We start from the raw sequence: 19549 nt of genomic DNA on the forward strand, positions 1-19549 counted from the left end.
CGCCAGGTCTTGACCCGGGACCGTCCGGCCCATGCTGGGCCGGAGTTGGCCGATCCCCACTCGAATGGTCTGTCCGCAATCCGGGCCGATCGAGTGTGACCGTCACTCCGGGAGCACCAGTCGCCCCGTCTCCCCTGGCTGCAGGCACACCGTGCGGTCCGGCAGCCGTATCTCGATCGGTGAGGCGTCGGAGGACGGCACCTCGATCTGCAGCAGTTCCGGCTCCAGGCGCAGCCGTACGCCCCAGTTGCCCTGGTAGCGCAGGGCGAAGCCGTAGTGGGACAGTTCGGGCAGCGGGACCGGGTCGAGCCACAGGGCGCCGCCCCGGGTTTCCAGGCCGGTCAGTCCGCGCTGGACGAAGTCCAGGGTGCCGGCCATGGCGCCCAGGTGGATGCCTTCGCCGGTGGTGCCGCCCTGGATGTCGGCGATGTCGCCCTGGAGGGCTTCCTGGCAGAACTTCCAGGCCTCGGCCCGCCGGGCCCGGGCCAGTACCCAGCCGTGGACGAGGCCGCTGAGGGTGGAGCCGTGGCTGGTGCGGTGCAGGTAGTAGTCGACGGTACGGTGCCAGGTGTCCTCATCGAGATGTACGCCCAACCGGCGGAACAGGCCCTGCAGTTCGGCCGGTGCGAAGAGGTAGCCGAGCATCAGGACGTCGGCCTGTTTGGAGGCCTGGTAGCGGTTGACGCTGTCGCCCTCCGCCTCCAGGATCCGATCCAGGCGCCGGATGTCGCCGTACCGCCCGCGGTATGCGTCCCAGTCGAGCTCGGCCAGCTCGCCGTAGCCCTCGAACTGGCTGATGACGTCGTCGTGGAAGGGCACGTGGAGGGTGCGGGAGACGTCCTCCCACAGTTCGAGTTCGCCCCCTTCCAGACCCGTGCGCTCGACGAGTTCGCGGCGCCGGGGCTCGGGCAGGGTCTCCAGCAGCTCGAGGGTGCGGGCGAGCACCCAGGCGGCGGTGACGTTGGTGTAGGCGTTGTCGTCGAGGCCCGGCACGCGCGCGCCGGGGTAGGCCTCGTGGTACTCGTCGGGGCCGACGACACCCCTGATGCGGTGCCGGCCCAGGGTCTCGTCGTAGACGGCGGCGTCCGCCCAGAAGCGGGAGATCTGCAGCAGCATCTCGGCGCCCTTGGTGTGCAGAAACTCCATGTCGCCGGTGGCCTCGCAGTACTGCCACACGTTGTAGGCGATCGCCGAGCCGACGTGGTGCTGGAGCCGGGAGTGGTCGGGCAGCCAGCGCCCGGAGCGCGGGTTGAGGTGGAGCTGCTGGGTCTCCTCGCGTCCGTCGCTGCCGCTCTGCCAGGGATACATCGCTCCCCTGCGGCCCGCCCTCCGGGCGTTGGTCCGGGCCTGTTCGAGGCGGCGGTGGCGGTAGCCGAGCAGGGCGCGGGAGACCTCGGGCAGGTGCAGGTTGAGGTAGGGCAGGACGAACAGTTCGTCCCAGAAGACGTGCCCGCGGTAGGCCTCGCCGTGCAGTCCGCGCGCGGGCACGCCGACGTCGAGGTCGGCGGTGTGCGGCGAGAGGGTCTGCAGGACGTGGAAGAGGTGCAGCCGCAGGATGCGGCCCGCCTCCCCGGGAACGTCGAGCTCGCAGCGGCGCCACAGCTGGTCCCAGGCGGTCAGGTGCGACTCCACCAGCGCGTCGAAGCCGGGGGCGTGTTCCACCCGGTCGACGGCGGTGTGGAGCGGGTCGCTGATCGCGGGGTCGCGGGAGGTGTGCAGGGCGACGGTCTTGTCCACGGTCGCGGTGCGGCCCGACGTCAGATCGAGGGTCAACTGCTGGAGGGCGTACGGGGGTTCGTGGCGGATGGTGACGGGTGCCTCGGCGGTGACGCGGGACGCCATGCCGATACGGATGTCCGAGGTACCGGTGCGGCAGCGCAGCCACGCGGTGTCCGGGGCGGCGGTGCCGGTGTGCACGTGGATCAGGTGGCGGCCGTCCAGGTCCCGGTAGCGCGGCACGCCGGAGTTGGTGACACCGCCGTCGAGGGCTGCCTCCACCTCGAGCGTCCCGGAGAAGCCCTCGGCCGTGAACTCGGTGCGCAGCGCGGCCAGATGCGGGTCGGCCATGTGCACCAGCCGCTGCTGACGCACCCTCAATTCGCGTCCCTCACCGAGGTCGTACCGTGTCAGGCGCTCCAGCAGCCCGGCCGACAGGTGCAGGATCTGGCGGTGGTCGAGCACAGCCGCGGTGTCGGGGGTGAGCCAGGGCCCGCCGGGGAGGCGGAAGCGCAGGGGCAGCCAGTTCGGGACGTTGACCATGTCCTCGTTCTCCACCTGGCGGCCCGCGACCTCGGAGGTGAGCCGGTTGTAGCAGCCGGCCACATAGGTGCCCGGGTAGTGCACCTCGTCGGCGGCGCACTCCGGCAGCGCGCCACGGGTGGCGAAGTAGCCGTTGCCCAGGGTGCACAGCGACTCCCGCAGGCGTTCGTCGGCGGGCTCGTAGCCCTCGTACTCCCAGCTCCAGCCCGTCACTTCGGCGCTCCTCCCCCGCACAGTTCTTCCAGATCGTGTACGACGATGTCGGCGCCGTGCCGCAGCAGCCGCGCCCCGGAGTCGTCACCGGCGGTGCGGTCCACGCCGATCACCAGGGCGAACCCGCCGCGCCGGCCCGCCTCCACACCCGCCAGCGCGTCCTCGATGACGGCCGCGCGGCCGGCCGGGACGCCGAGCCGGCGCACCGCCTCCAGGAACAGGTCCGGCTGCGGCTTGCCCGCCAGGCCAAGGCGGGCCGCCTCGCCACCGTCCACGAGGACGTCGAACAGATCACGTACCCCGGCCCGGACCAGCAGCTCACCGGCGTGCCGGGACGCGGAGGCCGCCGCACGGGGTACCCCCGCCCGGCGCAGGGCACACACCAGCCGTATGGTCCCCGGATAGGCGTCGACACCGTGCTCGCGCAGCCGCCGCACGAACCGGCGCTCCTTGTCCGCCGCTACAGCACGCACCGTCTCGGGCGAGGTGTCGATGCCGCGTGCGGCCAGGAACGCGGCAGCGCCGTCGAGGCGGGACTTGCCGTCGACGTGGCGCAGATAGTCGTCCTGCACGTCGAAGGGGCGGCGCCGTTCGGGGTCCTTGGGCGGGTGCGCTCGCAGGTAGGCGTCGAACGCCGCCTTCCATGCCGCCGCGTGCACGCGGGCCGAGTCGGTGATCACTCCATCGGTGTCGAAGACGACGGCCCGCACGTCCCGCAGCACCGGTGCCAGTGCATCGCGGGACGCCGCAGGGGTGTGAGGGGACTGCATGGTCACACCCTCTGCGGCACGATCGCCACCGGGCACTGTGCGTGGTGAAGCAACGCGTGCCCTACGCGGCCGAGCTGGAGGCCGAAGTGGCCGTGCCGACGCCGGGCTCCGACGATCAGGAGGTCGGCGGCGGCCGACCGGCTCAGCAGCACCTTGCGAGCTGGTCCTTCCACGGTGTGCCGGCGGACCCGTACGCCTGGGTGGTCCGCCATCGGGTCCTGGAGCACGGCATCGAGCGCGGCGGACGCCTGCTCCTCGTGAAAGTGCGCCGGATCCCCGGTGAGCAGGGGATGTTCGGCGGTCTCGTGCGCGGGGCAGCGCCAGGCGCGTACGGCATCGAGGGTGCACCCGCGCGCTTCGGCCTCGCGGAAGGCGAAGCGCACCGCCTCGCCGCCGGTGGTGGACTCGCCCGCGCCGAGCAGGATCCGCTCATGGATGCCGGCCAGGCCGGCCTTGTCGCCGCGGACGACGATCACCGGGCAGTGGGCACGGGCCGCCACGGCCAGCGAGACCGAACCCAGCAGCAGGCCCGTCAGCTCACCGCGGCCACGAGATCCCGTCACCAGGGCGGAGGCATTGTGGCCCTCGAGCAGAAGGGCGGACGCCGCTTCCTCGGGCACCACCTCGGCGGAGACCTTCACCTCGGGATTGCGCCGCCGGGCACGCTCCGCCGCGGAACCGACGATGTTGTCCGCCAGCACCTCCTCGGACGGGTGTTCAGCACTCCCTGACGGGGCGACCCCTTCATAGCGCTCCCACAGGGAGGCATACACCAGTCGCAACGGCAGTCCGTGCCGGGCCGCCTCGTCGACCGCCCAGTCGACCGCGACGAGGCTCGAATCCGATCCGTCGACACCCACGATCAGGGGCAGCTCCATGTCCCTCACCACCTTTCGCCGGGCTGCGCGGACGTGCAGCAGCACGGGTTCCCCTCACCGTTGCATCCACGGCCGGGGGGTGGGAGGGGCGGTTCGTCCACGGCTTGGGCCATTCGGCCCCTGTCGGATCTCGCGCCGGCGTTGAGTGCCACTCCGCCCCGGCTCGGCCCCCGGGCGGCTCTGTGCCTCGACCGGACACTGAAGTTGAGCCCGCAGCAGGTTCGTCACGACCGATGACCACCTGTCCAACGAACTCCGGTGCGCGCACCGTTGACGGACAGGACCAGCATTCGGGCAGGGCCGACGGGTCCCGGCACCACAACGGTGAACCGGCGCCTACGGCGTACGGACATCGGCGGAATCCGGCGCTCTGAGCGAACGAGCGGAGGAACGCGTTGCCGTACCGAGCGGGTCCGCCACGACGGTTGGCAAGGGACTGTTGGGCACCCGTAGGGAACCCCTCGGCCCACGCCCCGCCCGACCGAATCGGGGCACCGTGGGGCGAGAGGCCATCCAGGGAGGCTGCACATGACCCAACTCGCCGACGGCAACAGCATCGTGGTGGGCGTCGACGGATCGGAGGCGTCCAAAGCCGCACTGCGCTGGGCCAGGGAGCAGGCCCGCGCCCTGCGGGCGGAGGTCGTGGCCGTACACGCCTGGGAACCGACCACATCCGGACTCGCGCCGTACGCTCCGGCATCGGCCCGTCCCACGGCCGCGCAGCAGCGCGAACAGGCTGCCGAGCTGCTCGCCTCGACGGTGCGAGAGGTCTTCGGCCCACGGATCGGCGGCTCCGTGCGCGCTGTTCTCGTGGAGGGGCCGCCCGCGCGGGCACTGCTCCGTCACGCGCCCGGCGCACTGCTGCTCGCCCTGGGGCGCAGGGCTCATGGACAGTACGAGCTGCCCGCGATCGGGGCGGTGGGCCGTGAGTGTCTGCGGCACGCGACGGTCCCCGTGGTCGCGGTGCCCGCCGCGCAGCGGCCCGCGCCGCCGCTCAGGACCGTGGAAACGTCGCCTCTCGCCAGGAGCGGTGCCGCGTAGGGGGCGGAGTGCCAACGCCTGGCGGGATATGCGACCGCCTACAGCTCCACCCGCGAGATCGTCGAGCCAAGCAGATCAGGCACAGCCCGGCTACCGCATCACCGGCGCCACGGCGCTTGGCGGCGCGGACGCTCTTGTGATCACTCGGGCCCCGTCCCGCGTGGGCACCCTCCCGCCGGCTGACCTACCGGTTCACGCCGTACCCAGGGCGGCCACCCGTGGTCCTTCTCATCCCGTCGGGACGAAGACCGAGGCCGGATACGCTGGCGGGATGATCGAGAATCTTCCCCCCTGTCCGAAGTGCTCGTGTGAGTACACCTACGAGATGAACGCCCTGGTGGTGTGCCCGGAGTGCGGCCACGAATGGGTGCCCGCCGAGGGCGGTACGGAGGGTGGAGACACCGCCGAAGGCTGGGGGAGGGTCGTCAAGGACTCCGTCGGCAATGAGCTGCGGGACGGCGACTCCGTGGTCGTCGTCAAGGCGCTCAAGGTCAAGGGGAGCCCGTCGGGCATCAAGGTCGGCACCAAGGTGCGCAACATCCGGCTGGTCGACGGGGTCGACGGCCACGACATCGACTGCAAGATCGACGGTTTCGGAGCGATGCAGCTCAAGTCCAGCGTGGTCAAGAAAGCCTGATCCACGACTCGCCCTGGCCCGCCGTCCCATCCATGGAGGGATGTTCAGGGCTGCAGCTTGATGCTTAATTGCAAAATTTCGCAATTGGTTAGATGCTGTGTTGGTCATGCTCGCAGGCAGCCGCGGGCACAGCTTTCGCTCGCCCCCGGGTGGGGCGCTGTCAGGGAAGCCGAGGGGTCGTGTCCGTTCCGCTGTACCAGGCCAAGACCGAGTTCTTCCGGATGCTGGGACATCCCGTACGGATAAGGGTGCTCGCCCACGCGGAGGCGTGATGAGTACCCGGCTCGAAGCCCTGCCTCACCGGCATGTGCTCACGCTGCCCGCGATGCCGTCCGCGGTCCGCACGGCCCGGGAGACCGCCGAGCGGGCTCTGGCCGAGTGGGGCATAAGCCTGCGCCACCCGACGGTCGGCCCGGCTCTGCTGATACTCAGCGAACTGGTCACCAACAGCGTCCGGCACGCCGCGGCGCTCTCCCCGCAGGTGACCGTCATCTACGCGGCGGGCGCGGACTGTCTGGCCTTCGCCGTGCACGACCGCCACCCCCACCGGCCCTCGCTGAACGCGTCGGTCACCGACACCGGCACGGGGGCGGGCGGTCTGGCCACCGTCATGGAGCTCACCCTCGGCCTGGGCGGCACCGCGGTCGTCCGCGCCGACGTCGACGGCAAGGGCAAGAGCATCTGGATCACCCTTCCACTCTGACCAAACAGGCCGACCGCGCAAGGAAGTTGACGACCATGACCATCGAGTGGCGCTACACCGTCGAACAGGACCTCGGCGTCCTGTCCGTCTCCGGATACCTGGGCCCGGACGCCGTTCGCCGCTTCGCCGGCGCCGTCGGCTGGGTCGTGGGACGCGGGACCGGCCCGGTCATCGTCGACCTGACCGGACTGCGCGGCTGGTCGGCCGAGGGACAGTTGGCGATCACCGACGCCGCACGCCGCCTCGCCGCAGCCGACCGCAGCCTGGAACTGGCCGCGATCCCCGCCGACGGCTCCCTCGTCCCCGACGGAGACTGCTCGCCCATCCCCGTGCATGCCGACCTGGTCGGCGCGCTCGCCTCACACAGCACACGGCACGGCGAGGCGCCGGAGGGACGCCACGAGTGGAGGACGACAGGGTGGCCGAGGACTGGAGACGACGCCGGCGAGTGAGCCCGGCTGGTTCAGCCAGGGGCGAAGGCGCCGTCGTCGTCCCGTACGGGGACGACGGTGCAGGCGTCCTCCTCCGTGGCGATGGCCACGTCCTCGGCGAAGCCCGTTGCGGACAGCTCCCGGCCGGAGACACTCGCGCCACGCAGCGGAATAACTCTCACGCAAGCCTCCTCACAGCACGTATGGAGTTGCTAATCTTAGCAATTGTCGAGGTCGTCACCGCTGATTCCGGGCGGTTCGGTTCTCGTGCGCGGATTCAGCGCGGCCACCGCCGCAGGCGAGGACGGGCCGCATGTGTGTGACGAGCGAAGCAAGATGAGGGTGCCTCCGCCCGAAGGGCGGGGAGGGTGGATGTGATGCGCCGAGGGCCGGCCAATACGGCCGTATTGTTCCGCCGGGGAGGGGACAGCACCATGAGCACGCCGCTGTACCAACTGAAGGCCGAGTTCTTCAAGACGATCGGACACCCGGCGCGCATACGGGTCCTTGAGCTCCTCAGCGAGCGCGAGCACGCGGTGGCGGAGATGCTGCCCGAGGTGGGGATCGAGCCGGCCCACCTGTCGCAGCAGCTCGCGGTGCTGCGACGGGCGAACCTGGTGGTGACCCGCAAGGAGGGCTCGACCGTGTACTACTCGCTGACCAGCCCGCACATCGCCGAGCTGCTCAGGGTCGCCCGCACCATTCTGTCCGGCGTGCTCGCCGGCCAGGCCGAACTGCTCGCCGATCTTCAGGCCGCCCAGACGCAGGCGAAACCGCCGTCGTAACGCCGGCCCTCAATCGGTGGCCGTCTCCCGGGAGCTGACAGCGCTCCGTGGTGCGGGAGGCGGCCGCCTTCACCCTCGAGTGCCGTAACTCCGGTCGCAGGTGCCTGTTGGGCACCTGTAGACAAGTCCTCACCGTGTCAGGGAGGGTTCATGGGCCTGTTGCGCAAGATCCGGGACACCGGGCGGGTGGCCGAGCCGTCCCCACCCAGGCCGGCGGGTGAACAGCCGCCCGCAGCCAGGGGGTTCGGCGGCTCGGTGCAGGTGCGCTGTGTGGACGCGGGGTCCTGCAACGGCTGCGAGATCGAGATCGCGGCGGCCTTCAACCCGGTGTACGACGCCGAGCGGTACGGGGCCCGGCTGGTGGCCTCGCCCCGGCACGCGGACGTGGCGCTGGTGACCGGGCCGGTGACCCGGAACATGGCCGAGCCGCTGCGCCGTACGGTCGCTGCGATGCCGGAGCCGCGGCTGGTGGTCGCGGTCGGTGACTGCGCGATCAACTGCGGGGAATTCGCGGGCGGTTACGGCGTCGAGGGCGCCGTCTCCGACGTCGTACCGGTGGATCTGGCCGTGCCCGGGTGCCCGCCGGAGCCGGACGCGATCATCGCGGCGCTGCGGAGGGTGACCGGACGGTGAGCCTGATTCCGGCCGCCCTCGCGACGGCCACCGTGTTGGGCGTGGCGGGCGCGCCGGCCGGACTGGTCCTGCCGCAGCGCGTGCGCGGCTGGGTGGTGGGTGTGTTGACGGCGGGCGTGGGGGTGGCCGGTGGTACAGCGGGTGTGGCTGCACTGGGAGGAAGCGGCTGGTCGGCCGAGGTACCCGGGCTGCTGCCGCTGGCCGGTACGTATCTGGCAGTGGACGCGCTGTCGGGCCTGTTCATGGCGGTGGCCGGGGTCGTGGTGGTGGCGGCGGCGGTCTACGGCATCGGCTATGTGACCGGGCACGGATCGCATGGGTCGCACGGCCTCGGCTCGCGGAGCGCCCAAGCGGTGCTGCCGCTGTTCGCGCTGAGCCTGCTGCTGGTGCCGGCGGCGGCCTCGGTGTCGACGTTCCTGCTGCTGTGGGAGCTGATGGCACTCAGCTCGCTGCTGCTTGTCCTGGCCGAGCACCAGGCCCGGCCCGCCGTGCGGGAGGCGGGCGTCTGGTACGCGGTGATGACCCACCTGGGGCTCGTCCTGCTGCTCGCGGGCCTGTCCGTGTACGCCGCTCAGGCCGGGGGCGAGACCTTCGCGGCCCTGCGTGCCGGTACGGCGGGGATCTCGCCGACCGTGCGCGGGCTCGTCTTCGTACTGACGGCGGTGGCTTTCACCTCGAAGGCGGGTCTCGTGCCGCTGCACGCCTGGCTGCCGAGGGCGCATCCCGAAGCCCCGAGTGTGGTGTCGGCGTTGATGAGTGCGGCCATGGTCAACCTCGGGATCTACGGGCTGGTGCGGGTCGGGTTCGATCTGCTGGGCGGAGGGCCGGCCTGGTGGTGGCTGCTGGTGATGGCCATGGGCGGGCTGTCGGCGGTGTACGGGATCCTGCAGGCGGCGATGGCCTCGGACCTCAAGCGTCTGCTGGCCTATTCGACGTCCGAGAACATGGGGCTCGTCGTACTCGGCGTGGGGGCGGCCGGGCTTTTCGCCCACGCCGGCAACGAGGCGCTGGCCGGGCTGGCCCTGGCGGCCGCGCTGCTGCACGTGGTCAACCACGCGGCGTTCAAGGCCTTGCTATTCGGGGCCGCGGGTTCGGTGCTGCGCGCGACCGGGGAGCGGAACCTGGACCTGCTCGGCGGGCTGCGGGCCCGGATGCCCTTCACGGCCGGGCTGTTCGCGGTCGGCGCGCTGGGCGCGGTGGCGCTGCCGCCGGGCAACGGGTTCATCAGCGAGTGGCTGCTCCTGCAGTCAATGATCCATGGCCTGGAAGTGCCCGGGGTGACCACGGCGCTCGTGCTGCCGCTGGCGGTGGCTGTGATCGCCCTGTCGGCGGGTCTTGCGGCGGCGGTGTTCGTCAAGGCACTCGGCGTCGGCTTCTTCGCCCGGCCGCGCGGCGAACAGGCCACGGCGGCCGAGGAATCGCCGCTGCTCATGCTGGTCGGCATGGGTCTGCTCGCCGCCTTGTGCGCAGCACTGGCCCTGATGCCGGGGCTGCTGGGCGACGGCCTGGACCGCGCGGTGGAGGCAGCCGGGCACACCGGGACGCGGCCGGTCGCAGGCGGCGGGCTGCGGGTGCGCCTGGAGGCGGTGTCCGCCACGCTGTCCCCGCTGTGGGTCCTCGCGGCGCTGATGGTCGCACTGGGCGCGGTCATGGCGACGGTGGGCTGGGCGACACGGCGCCGGCTGGGGGTACCCCCTGCTCGAGCGAAGCCGAGAGCTTGGGGGAGGCGTACGCAGGCGAGGCTGTGGGACTGCGGGGGCGGAGCGCCGACACCACGTATGGCCTATACGGCCACCTCGTTCGCCGAGCCGCTGCAGCGGGTCTTCGACGACGTGCTGGCGCCGGAGCAGGACGTGGACGTCACTCCGGTGCGCGAGTCGACGTATCTCGTGGAGCGGGTGGAGTTCCGCAACCGGGTGCCCGACCGGATCGAGCACCGCCTTTACCGGCCGGTCCTCGACCTGCTGGCCGCCGCCGGGCAGTCGGCGCGCAGGCTGGCGGGCGGCAGCGTGCACACGTATCTCGGCTACGGCTTCGTCGGGCTGGTCACTCTGCTTGTCGTCCTGGTGGTGGGCTGGTGAACACGGTCGGATACGCGGCGATCGTCCTCCAGGTGGGCGCGGTGGTGGCCGGAGCGCCCTTGTTGACCGGTCTGATGCGGCAGACCCGGGCGCGTCTGGAGGGGCGGGCCGGAGCCGGGGTGCTCCAGCCGTGGCGGGACGTGCGCAAGCTGCTGCGCAAGGAGCCGATCACTCCGGTCGGAACGGGCCCGGCGTTCCGGTGGGCGCCGCTTGTGCTGGTGGCCACCTCGCTGGTGCTGGCCGTGCTGGTGCCGCTGATCTCCACGGAGTCGCCCGTGCGGGGGCGGGCGGATCTGATCGTCGTGGTGGCGCTGCTGGCGCTGGGCACGGTGGCGTTGGCGCTCGCGGGGCTGGACACCGGCACGGCGTTCGGCGGGATGGGCGCCTCGCGGGAGATGACCATCGCCGCGCTGGTGGAGCCGACCATCCTGATGGCGGTGTTCGCGCTGTCGATTCCGGCAGGGTCGACGAACCTGCCCGTCATCGTCGCCGGAGCGGCCGACGAGCCCGCACGCCTCACCTCTCCGGCCGGGCTGCTGGCGATCGCCGCGCTCTCGGTGGCGGTGCTGGCCGAGACGGGGCGGCTGCCGGTGGACAATCCCTCCACCCACCTGGAGCTGACCATGGTCCACGAGGCCATGGTCCTCGAATACGCGGGTCCGGACCTGGCGCTGGTCGAGTTCGGTGCACAGCTGCGGCTGACCGTGCTGCTGGGGCTGCTGGCCTCGCTGTTCGCGCCGTGGGGGATCGCCACCAGTGCCTCCTCGCTCGCGGCCGTGCTGCTGGCCCTGCTGCTGGTGGTGCTCAAGGTGGCGGTGCTGGGGACGGTGCTGGCGGCGGCTGAGGTGTTCTGGGCCAAACTGCGGTTGTTCCGCGTACCCGAACTCCTTGCCGGGTCCTTCCTGTTGGCACTGCTGGCCGTGACCGCCTCGTACTTCCTGGGCGGAGAGGGGGGACAGTGATGAGCGAGAGTCTGTTCAGCCAGCTGCTCAATCTGGCCTGCGGGGCGTTCCTGCTGGCCGCCGTGGTGGTGCTGTGGCGACGTGAACTCGCCGCGATCGTCCGGCTCTTCGCCCTGCAGGGCCTCGCGCTCGCGACGATCGCCCTGCTGCTGGGGCTGCACGAGGACCGCTGGGACCTGCTCGTGGTCGCGGTGGGCATCGGGGCACTGCGGGCCGGGCTGCTGCCGTATCTGATCCGGCGGGCCCTGGCCGTGCTCGTCGCCGGACAGGACGGCGGGCATGGCGGCGGACAGGACGGCGGGCATGGCGAGGCCCGCGAGACGCAGCCGCTGGTGAATGTGGCGGCCTCGCTGCTGACCGCCGCCGCGCTCACCCTCCTCGCCTACGCGGTCGCCCGCCCTCTGGTCGAACTGGACCCGACCCCGGCGACCCGTGCCCTGCCGGTGGGCCTGGCCGTGGTGCTGATCGGCTTCTTCGTACTGGTGACCCGGCGCCGGGCGCTTGCCCAGGTGGTCGGGTTCCTGCTGCTGGACAACGGCATCACCGCGACCGCCTTCCTGGCCACCTCCGGCGTGCCGCTCATCGTCGAACTCGGCGTCTCCTTCGACGTGTTGCTCGCCGTGCTGGTGCTGCAGCTGCTCACCGTGCGGGTGCGGGAGGCGTTCGGCACCACCGACATCGACGACCTGCGGGAGTTGCACGACTGATGCTGCATCTTTCTCAAGAGCCCGCGATGACCGCACTCCTGCTCACAGCACCCGCCGCCGCACCTCTGGCCGTCGCGGGCGCCTACACGCTCGGCGGCCTACGCGCGGGGCGGCAGGCTGCCGAAGTGCCCACCGTCCAGCGGCCGTTGGAGCCCGTGGCCGCGGGAGGCGGTCGGGCGGCCGCACCCGTGCCGGCCGTCGCGCCGACGATCAGTCCAGCGCGGCGACACCCCCGCGACTGGGCCGGCCTGGCCTCCCCCCTGGTGATCCTGGCCTGCGGCGCACTGCTGGCCGCGGACGTCATCGACGACGGGCCTGTGTCCGCGTACTCCGGCCTGCTGCGGGCCGACGCGCTGACCGCATGGATGCTGCTGGTCGTCGGTGCCGTCGCGTTCATCGCGTGCGCCTCGGCACCCGCCTACCTGGCGGGCGAGCGGGCCACCGACCGGGCTACGGGCCGGACCGTGATGGGGGTCCCCCCTGGTCGAGCGCAGTCGAGGTGGGGGAACTACCACGTCCTCGTCCAGGCGTTCCTGGGCGCGATGTGCCTGGCCGTGGTGACCGCGAACCTCGGTGTGCTGTGGGTGGCGATCGAGGCGACGACCATCGTCACGGCGTTCCTTGTCGGGCACCGCCGCACCCGTACGTCCGTGGAGGCCGCCTGGAAGTACGTGGTGATCTGCTCGGCCGGGATCGCGCTCGCCTTCCTCGGCACCGTCCTGCTCTACTACGCCGCCCGGCAGGCCGGCATCGCCGAGGCGTGGGCGCTGGACTGGCCCACCCTGGTTGCCCGTGCCGATCGCCTCGACCCGGCGGTCACCCGGCTCGGCATCACCCTGGTCGTCCTCGGCTACGGCGCCAAGGCGGGCCTGGTGCCGCTGCACGCCTGGCTGCCCGACGCCCACAGCCAGGCCCCCGCCCCGGTCTCCGCGCTGATGTCGGGCGTCCTGCTGTCCGTCGCCTTCGCCGCCATCCTGCGCTACCGGGTCATCGCGGACGCCGCCCTCGGCCCGGACTTCACCCGCGTCCTGCTGGCCGGCATCGCGCTGCTGACCCTCGCGCTCGCCGCCGCCCTGCTGCTGGCCCAGCGCGACTACAAGCGGATGCTGGCCTATTCGAGCATGGAGCACATGAGCCTGATCGCTCTCGCCGCGGCCGTGGGCAGCCCGCTCGCTCTGGCCGCCGGGCTGCTGCACATCGCCGGGCACGGGCTGGCCAAGGCCACCGCGTTCTGCGCGTCGGGCCGGATTCTGCAACTGCGCGGTACGTCGGAGATCGGACGAGTGAGCGGTCTGCTCGCTCAGTCACCGTGGCTGGGGGCGGTGTTCGGGCTCGCAGTCGTCGCACTGCTGGGCTTTCCGCCGTTCAGCCTCTTCGCTTCCGAACTGGGCGTCGCCCGCGCCGGATTCGCCGCGGGAGCGGGACTGGGCTGGGCCATGGCCGCCGCCCTCCTGCTGGTCCTGATCGCCTTCGCCGCCCTGGCCACCCGCACCGCGCGCATGCTGCTGGGACCCTCCCCCGCCGGAGAGGCGGCCGTCCAGGACAGTCCGTCCGCCCTGTGGCCCCTCACTGTGGGCCTGGCGGCCTGCGCCGCACTCGGCATCGCCACCGGCCCGCTGGGCGACCTGCTCTCCCAGGCCGCCGCCGTCCTCGAAAGGCCCTGACCGATGCGCACCGTGCACGACGTCCCCGCCGCCGAACTGCCCAATCGGGCCGAGGCGCTGCTGCGCGACGGACACCGCCTGGCCCTGATCGCCGCACACCACGACGCCGACGCCGTCCGCCTGGTCCACCTCTTCGTCTCCGGCCCACCAGACACCCGCATCGAACTCCATGTCCGCCTCGACCCCACCCGGCCCGAGGTGCCCAGCCTGGCCCATCTCTCGTTCCCCGCCGGCCGGTTCGAACGCGAGATGCGCGACCTGCACGGCATCGTCCCCCTCGACCACCCGCAGCCCCGCCGCCTGGTACGCCACTTCCACTGGCCCAGGGGCTGGTACCCGATGCACCCCGATGCCGGGGACGCACCCGCCTTCGGCGAACAGGAAGGTCCGTACCCCTTCCTGGCAGTCACCGGCGACGGCGTCTACGAGATCCCCGTCGGCCCCGTCCACGCCGGGATCATCGAACCCGGGCACTTCCGCTTCTCCGTCGTCGGCGAGACCATCCTCAAACTCAAGGCCCGCCTGTGGTTCGTGCACAAGGGCATCGAGAAGCTCTTCCAGGGGCGCTCGGTGGCGGCCGGGCTGCCGCTGGCCGAACGCATCAGCGGAGACACCGCCGTCGGCCACGCCCTCGCCTACTGCCTGGCCGTCGAGGAGGCCACCGGCACGTCCGTCCCCGAGCAGGCCCAGTGCGCCCGCGCCCTGCTGCTCGAACTCGAACGCCTCCACAACCACGTCGCCGACCTGGGCATGCTCTGCAACGACGTCGGATACGGCATCCTCAACGCCCACGCCCAGCGCGTCCGCGAACAACTCCTGCGCCTCAACAGCACGGTGACCGGACACCGCCTACTGCGCGGCGGCGTGGTCCCCGGCGGCAGCACCCTGCGCACCCTGCCCGGCCCCGCCCAACTGGACGCCGTCGGCGACGACATCCGCGACATCGTCCGGCTGGCGCTGGCCCACTCCACCGTCCACGACCGCTTCACCGGCACCGCCATCCTGCGCACCGAGGCCGCCCGCGACATCGGCTGCCTCGGCTACGTCGCCCGCGCCAGTGGTCTGGCCCAGGACGCCCGGATCGCCCACCCTTTCACCCCGCACGGGCAACCCGGTCACGTCCCCGTGCACGCCGGCGGCGACGTCCTGGCCCGCTTCCTGGTCCGGGCCGAAGAGATCGACGCTTCTCTCACCCTGATCCGGGAACTCACCGACCGCGTCTCGACCGGCGCGGTTCTGGGCCCTACCGCGGTGCCCGGGGAAGGCCCCCTCAGCGGCGTCGGCCTCGTCGAAGGCTGGCGCGGCACCATCGCCACCCGCGTCGAGCTCGCCGCCGACGGCACCCTCGAGCGGGTCAAGCCCGTCGACCCGTCCTTCTTCAACTGGCCCGCGCTGCCCGTCGCCCTGAACGACACGATCGTCCCAGACTTCCCACTGACCAACAAAAGCTTCAATCTCTCCTACGCCGGCAATGATCTCTGACCGGTCAGGAACCCGACTGAACCGGACATCACTTGAGCCCTCGCGCCTTCCGCAAGGGCTCAAGCAGCCGTGTGGCCAGTAGTTGTGCGTCAGCCGACGAACTCCCCCACCGCCGCCTTCAGTTCACTCAGTCCCTTCTTGGCGTCGGTGAAGAACATCCCGGTCTTCGGGTCGGTGTAGAGCTCGTTGTCTATGCCCGCGTAACCGTGGCCCATCGAGCGCTTGATGACGACGACGCTCTTGGCCTTGTCGACGTCGAGGATCGGCATGCCGGAGATCGCGTTGCCGGGGCGGCGGGCGATCGGGTTGGTCACGTCGTTGGCGCCGATGACCAGGGCGACGTCGGCCTGCGGGAACTCGGGGTTGACGTCGTCCATCTCCTTCAGCTGTGTGTAGGGGACGTTGGCCTCGGCCAGGAGCACGTTCATGTGTCCTGGCATGCGGCCGGCGACCGGGTGGACGGCGTAGCTGACGTCGACGCCGTGGTCGGTGAGCAGCTGGGCCAGGGCGCCGAGTTCGTGCTGGGCCTGGGCGGCGGCCAGGCCGTATCCCGGCACGAAGATGACCTTGCGCGCGTACGCCAGCTGGATCGCCACGTCGTCCGCGGAGACCGGGCGCACCTGGGCGGGTGTCCCGCCCGCGCCGGCCGTCGCCGGAGCGCTGTCGCCGGTGCCGAAGCCGCCGATGACGATGTTGGCGATGGACCGGTTCATGGCGTCGGCCATCAGCTTGGTGAGGATGCCGCCCGAGGCGCTGACGAGCATGCCGGCGATGATGAGCGCGGTCTCGTCGAGGACGAAGCCCGCCATCGCGACCGCCGAGCCCGTGAAGGCGTTCAGCAGGGCGATGACCACCGGCATGTCGGCGCCGCCGATCGGCAGCACCATCGTCACGCCGAAGAGCAGCGCCACGACGACGAGTCCGTACAGCGCGACCTGGCTGCGGGGTAGCCGGCCAGCGCCTCGCTCACCCGTCCCTCGGCGAGCAGCGCGGTCACGTCGGCGAAGTCGGTCCGCGCCGGGCTCAGCAGCGCGTACGGCCGTGACCCGAGCAGGGCGGGACCGAGCACCGTGCGCAGCGGGGTCAGTTCGGCCCGCAGCGTCGAAGGGGACAACTCCCGCTCCGACAGGTCCACCGCGAGCCGGTCACCGGTTGCGCCACGGCCCTCCAGAGCGAGCGCGACCACGATCTCGCTGTGCCGCGGGCTCAGCCGGTGGACGCGCCCCGCGCACTCCAGCAGGGCACTGTCCCGGCCCAGCGCCAACAGCCGTACGGCGCCGTCCCCTCCCGGGCAGGCCGCGTCCTTGGCGCACCACGCGCCCATCGGGACCGAGCAGTACCGCCGGCGCGGTCAGCTTGCGGGCGAGCTCCGCCTCGGCCGCCAACGCGGCACCCCGGACCGCGGCCAGAGCGGGGGGCGTGGCGATGGTGCCGCCACCGGAGAGGTCGACGACACCGAGAACCCGGCCGGTACCCGGGTCACGTATCGGGGCGGCGGCACACGACCAGCCGTGCGCGGCAACGCTGTAGTGCTCGCCGGCCACGACCTGGACGGGCTGCCCCAACTCCGGTACGAGCCCTGGGGCGTTGGTCCCGGCCTGCGCCTCGGACCACATGGCGCCCTCGGCGAAGTGCATCCGCTCGGCGCGCTCCACAGCCGCGGTGTCGCCCTCGACCCACAACAAGGTGCCGTCCGCGTCACCGACCGCGAAGACATGTCCGTCGTCCGCGGCACCGGCTCCCAACAGTTCCCGGAACAAGGGGAGCACCGTGACCAGCGGGTGGGTGCGCCGGTAGGCCGCCAGTTGTTCGGCCGTTCCGCGCAGCGGCGGCAGACGGCTGCCGTCGGGCTGTACGCCGCCAGCCGCGCAGCGCTGCCACGAGTCGGCCACAAGGCGCCGCACACCCTCCGGCGTTCCGAGCGAGGTCAGGAACCGCTCGTGCGCGGAGCGCAGCGCGGATGCCGAGGTGGCGGTGAAAGCATCCATGCGGCCAGCACCTCCTACGTACCTTCGTCCAGTGCGGTCGCACCAGCCTCACCCGCATCCGGGGAAGGGTGCAGAGGCCGAACGGCCCCTGCGCCAGGGACGCTTGGGCCTCCGGTCGTGGCGCACGGCCGCCCCACCGAGTGCGGGGTCGGGTACGGACGCAGGAGCGGGCGGGCACGTCACGCAGGGCGTGAGTGCCGACGTCGGTGTCGGTGTCATGGCCGACGTGCACCGGCCGAGCACGCCGGCGCCGAGGACGACCCCACCGATCGTGAGCTGCCGCTCGACGGCCTTGGCGTCGTTCCACGACTCAGTACCGCCAGGGTCGGCGACAGCACCCCCGAGATCGAACTGCGCGACGGCACAGGGCCGCCGACCGGCTTCGGTGTCCGGTCCGGCGGGCCCCATGGCGCCTGTCGGTTGTCGGTCTGTCAGCTCTGCGGGAGCCGGGCGACGACGTACTCGGTGAGGTCGAGGAGCCGGTTGGTGTAGCCCCACTCGTTGTCGTACCAGCCGAACACCTTCACCAGGTTCCCGTGGGCCTGGGTGAGCGGGGCGTCGAAGACGCAGGAGGCGGGGTCGCCGACGACGTCGCGGGAGACGATCGGGGCGTCGGACACCCGCAGGATGCCCTTCAGTGGCCCGTCGGCGGCCTCCCGGAAGGCGGCGTTGATCTCGTCGACGGTCACCTCCCGGTCGAGTACGAGGGTCAGGTCGGTGAGGGAGCCGTCCTCGACAGGGACGCGCACCGCGAGGCCGTCGAGGGTGCCGGCCAGCTCCGGCAGGACCAGGCCCACGGCGCGGGCGGCGCCCGTGGACGTGGGGATGATGTTGACGGCGGCGGTGCGGCCACGCCGGAGGTCCTTGTGCGGGCCGTCCAGGACGACCTGGTCGTTGGTGTAGCCGTGGATGGTGGTCATCAAGCCCTTGTCGATGCCGAAGGCGCCGTCGAGGACTTTGACCATCGGTGCCACGCAGTTGGTGGTGCAGGAGGCGTTGGAGACGACGTGGTCGTTGTCCGGGTCGTACGTGCCCTCGTTGACGCCCATGACGACGGTGGCGTCAACTGCCTTGCCCGGTACGGACAGCAGCACCTTGCGGGCGCCGGCCTTCAGGTGCTGTCCGGCGTCCTCGCGGCTGCGGAAGCGGCCGGTGGACTCGATGACGACGTCCACACCGAGTTCGCCCCAGGCCAGCGCGGCCGGGTCGCGTTCGGCGGTCACGGCGATGCGATGCCCGTCCACGGTGATCGAGTCGTCGTCGTGCTCGACGGTGCGGCCGAGGCGGCCGTACATCGAGTCGTACGCCAGGAGGTGGGCCAGGGCCGCCGGCGAGGTGATGTCGTTGATGGCCACCACCTCGACGGGCGTGCCCGCCCCGGTCTCCGCGCGCTCCAGTACGCAGCGCAGGTAGTTGCGTCCGATGCGGCCGAAGCCGTTGATGCCCACGCGCACGCTCATGTCCGTAGTCCTCCCGATCGATCCGCTTCTGGTGTGCGCTGCCAGCCTGCTGGCAGGGGATCAGATCGGGCTTGGGCCGTCCGGGGGCCAGGTGAGGGACGTTCGGCCCGGTGGACCTCGATCCCGTACGGACTGTCAGGCCCCGTCGTGCTTGAGCCGCTCCTGGACCTGGGTGGCGATGACCGCGGCCTGGATGCGGCGCTCCACGCCGAGCTTGGCCAGTAGCCGGGAGATGTGGTTCTTGACAGTCTTCTCGGCGAGGTAGAGCCGCTGGCCGATCTGGCGGTTGGTCAGCCCTTCGCCGATCAGAGCGAGGATCTCCTGCTCCCGGCTGGTCAGGCCGGGCAGCGCGTCAGGTTCCTCTTCCTTCTGTTGGTCGTTGCGCAAGCGGGCCATCAGCCGGGTGGTGGCGCTCGGGTCGAGCAGGGACTGGCCCGCGGCGACCGTGCGGACGGCGGAGACCAGGTCAGATCCCTGGATCTGCTTGAGCACGTAGCCGGAGGCTCCGGCCATGATCGAGTCCAGCAGAGCCTCTTCGTCGTCGAACGAGGTCAGCATCAGACAAGCCAGCTCCGGCATACGCGAGCGCAGTTCCCGGCACACGGTGATGCCGTCGCCGTCGGGCAGGCGGACGTCGAGCACGGCGACGTCCGGGCGCAGGGCAGGGACGCGCACCAGAGCCTGCTCGACATTGGCGGCCTCGCCAACCACGGTGATGTCCTCCTGGTCGTCCAGCAGGTCGTGCACCCCACGCCGTACGACCTCGTGGTCGTCCAGCAGAAAGACCCTGATCTGGGTCTTGGGGGTGGGCTGCTCGCTGTCCGTCATCGACGGCTCCTGTCCTGCGTCGTCTGT

The 19549-nt window shown here is 71.6% G+C and carries 20 protein-coding genes and 1 pseudogene; 12 read left to right on the plus strand and 9 right to left on the minus strand.

Going from position 1 to position 19549, the window contains the following annotated elements:
• Window positions 1–102: 102 nt before the first annotated feature.
• The 3 genes from OHT21_RS02965 to OHT21_RS02975 are packed head-to-tail and all read right to left on the minus strand — an operon-like array spanning window position 103 to window position 4120.
• On the minus strand, window positions 103–2472 hold the full coding sequence (locus OHT21_RS02965; protein WP_328766606.1) for a glycoside hydrolase family 65 protein: 2370 nt from the start codon (window positions 2470–2472) through the stop codon (window positions 103–105).
• A complete protein-coding gene (locus OHT21_RS02970) occupies window positions 2469–3242 on the minus strand; it encodes an HAD family hydrolase (RefSeq protein ID WP_328766608.1) in 774 nt (257 codons plus the stop codon). The genes OHT21_RS02965 and OHT21_RS02970 overlap by 4 nt, the downstream gene beginning before the upstream one ends.
• Window positions 3243–3244: 2 nt before the next feature.
• Window positions 3245–4120 (minus strand): universal stress protein, encoded by an 876-nt coding sequence (locus OHT21_RS02975; RefSeq protein WP_328766609.1) that lies wholly within the window; start codon window positions 4118–4120, stop codon window positions 3245–3247.
• 528 nt (window positions 4121–4648) lie between these two features.
• Here OHT21_RS02975 and OHT21_RS02980 point away from each other — a divergent pair.
• The 5 genes and pseudogenes from OHT21_RS02980 to OHT21_RS03000 all read left to right on the plus strand — a co-directional run bounded on the left by OHT21_RS02980 (window position 4649) and on the right by OHT21_RS03000 (window position 6953).
• Window positions 4649–5161 (plus strand): universal stress protein, encoded by a 513-nt coding sequence (locus OHT21_RS02980; RefSeq protein WP_328766611.1) that lies wholly within the window; start codon window positions 4649–4651, stop codon window positions 5159–5161.
• Window positions 5162–5432: 271 nt separating this feature from the next.
• Entirely contained in the window at window positions 5433–5798 is a 366-nt protein-coding gene (locus OHT21_RS02985) for a zinc ribbon domain-containing protein YjdM (RefSeq protein ID WP_328766612.1), read from the plus strand.
• Window positions 5799–5977: 179 nt separating this feature from the next.
• A pseudogene (locus tag OHT21_RS02990) lies at window positions 5978–6052 on the plus strand (transcriptional regulator); the annotation flags it as partial.
• Window positions 6053–6069: 17 nt separating this feature from the next.
• The gene (locus OHT21_RS02995) at window positions 6070–6501 is read left to right on the plus strand and encodes an ATP-binding protein (RefSeq protein WP_328766613.1); all 432 of its coding nucleotides are present in this window, start codon (window positions 6070–6072) and stop codon (window positions 6499–6501) included.
• A gap of 35 nt (window positions 6502–6536) precedes the next feature.
• Window positions 6537–6953, plus strand: a complete 417-nt coding sequence (locus OHT21_RS03000) for an anti-sigma factor antagonist (protein WP_328766614.1) — start codon at window positions 6537–6539, stop codon at window positions 6951–6953.
• Between the two features lie 11 nt (window positions 6954–6964).
• Here OHT21_RS03000 and OHT21_RS03005 read toward each other — a convergent pair whose 3' ends face one another.
• A complete protein-coding gene (locus OHT21_RS03005; RefSeq protein ID WP_328766615.1) occupies window positions 6965–7114 on the minus strand; it encodes a hypothetical protein in 150 nt (49 codons plus the stop codon).
• A gap of 252 nt (window positions 7115–7366) precedes the next feature.
• Between OHT21_RS03005 and OHT21_RS03010 the strand changes: the two genes are divergently transcribed.
• From OHT21_RS03010 to OHT21_RS03040, 7 genes are all read left to right on the plus strand, one after another.
• The gene (locus OHT21_RS03010; RefSeq protein ID WP_189325396.1) at window positions 7367–7717 is read left to right on the plus strand and encodes an ArsR/SmtB family transcription factor; all 351 of its coding nucleotides are present in this window, start codon (window positions 7367–7369) and stop codon (window positions 7715–7717) included.
• A 150-nt stretch (window positions 7718–7867) separates the two neighbouring features.
• Window positions 7868–8350: an NADH-quinone oxidoreductase subunit B family protein gene (locus OHT21_RS03015; RefSeq protein WP_328766616.1), complete on the plus strand. Its 483-nt coding sequence runs from the start codon at window positions 7868–7870 to the stop codon at window positions 8348–8350.
• Complete coding sequence (locus tag OHT21_RS03020; protein ID WP_328766617.1) at window positions 8347–10431, plus strand: proton-conducting transporter transmembrane domain-containing protein; 2085 nt, start codon at window positions 8347–8349, stop codon at window positions 10429–10431. Before OHT21_RS03015 ends, OHT21_RS03020 begins: the two co-directional genes overlap by 4 nt.
• Window positions 10428–11393, plus strand: coding sequence for a respiratory chain complex I subunit 1 family protein (locus tag OHT21_RS03025; protein ID WP_328766618.1), 966 nt, complete (start codon window positions 10428–10430; stop codon window positions 11391–11393). The genes OHT21_RS03020 and OHT21_RS03025 overlap by 4 nt, the downstream gene beginning before the upstream one ends.
• Window positions 11393–12100, plus strand: coding sequence for a hypothetical protein (locus tag OHT21_RS03030; RefSeq protein ID WP_328766619.1), 708 nt, complete (start codon window positions 11393–11395; stop codon window positions 12098–12100). Before OHT21_RS03025 ends, OHT21_RS03030 begins: the two co-directional genes overlap by 1 nt.
• Before the next feature lie 26 nt (window positions 12101–12126).
• Entirely contained in the window at window positions 12127–13764 is a 1638-nt protein-coding gene (locus OHT21_RS03035) for a proton-conducting transporter transmembrane domain-containing protein (RefSeq protein ID WP_328766621.1), read from the plus strand.
• 3 nt (window positions 13765–13767) lie between these two features.
• Window positions 13768–15246 carry a hydrogenase large subunit gene (locus OHT21_RS03040; protein ID WP_328766622.1) on the plus strand — a complete coding sequence of 493 codons (1479 nt, stop codon included), beginning with the start codon at window positions 13768–13770 and terminating at the stop codon, window positions 15244–15246.
• 89 nt (window positions 15247–15335) lie between these two features.
• Here the strand turns inward: OHT21_RS03040 and OHT21_RS03045 are convergent, their stop codons facing one another.
• From OHT21_RS03045 to OHT21_RS03065, 5 genes are all read right to left on the minus strand, one after another.
• Window positions 15336–16157, minus strand: coding sequence for an NAD(P)(+) transhydrogenase (Re/Si-specific) subunit beta (locus OHT21_RS03045; RefSeq protein ID WP_328766623.1), 822 nt, complete (start codon window positions 16155–16157; stop codon window positions 15336–15338).
• Window positions 16136–16432, minus strand: coding sequence for a hypothetical protein (locus OHT21_RS03050; protein WP_328766625.1), 297 nt, complete (start codon window positions 16430–16432; stop codon window positions 16136–16138). The genes OHT21_RS03045 and OHT21_RS03050 overlap by 22 nt, the downstream gene beginning before the upstream one ends.
• The gene (locus tag OHT21_RS03055) at window positions 16392–17234 is read right to left on the minus strand and encodes a GAF domain-containing protein (protein WP_328766626.1); all 843 of its coding nucleotides are present in this window, start codon (window positions 17232–17234) and stop codon (window positions 16392–16394) included. The genes OHT21_RS03050 and OHT21_RS03055 overlap by 41 nt, the downstream gene beginning before the upstream one ends.
• Before the next feature lie 431 nt (window positions 17235–17665).
• Window positions 17666–18694, minus strand: a complete 1029-nt coding sequence (gap, locus tag OHT21_RS03060; RefSeq protein WP_328766627.1) for a type I glyceraldehyde-3-phosphate dehydrogenase — start codon at window positions 18692–18694, stop codon at window positions 17666–17668.
• 135 nt (window positions 18695–18829) lie between these two features.
• Window positions 18830–19522, minus strand: coding sequence for a response regulator transcription factor (locus OHT21_RS03065; RefSeq protein WP_328766628.1), 693 nt, complete (start codon window positions 19520–19522; stop codon window positions 18830–18832).
• Between the last annotated feature and the right edge of the window lie 27 nt (window positions 19523–19549).

It is taken from the genome of Streptomyces sp. NBC_00286 (genome assembly GCF_036173125.1).
Taxonomy (GTDB): domain Bacteria; phylum Actinomycetota; class Actinomycetes; order Streptomycetales; family Streptomycetaceae; genus Streptomyces.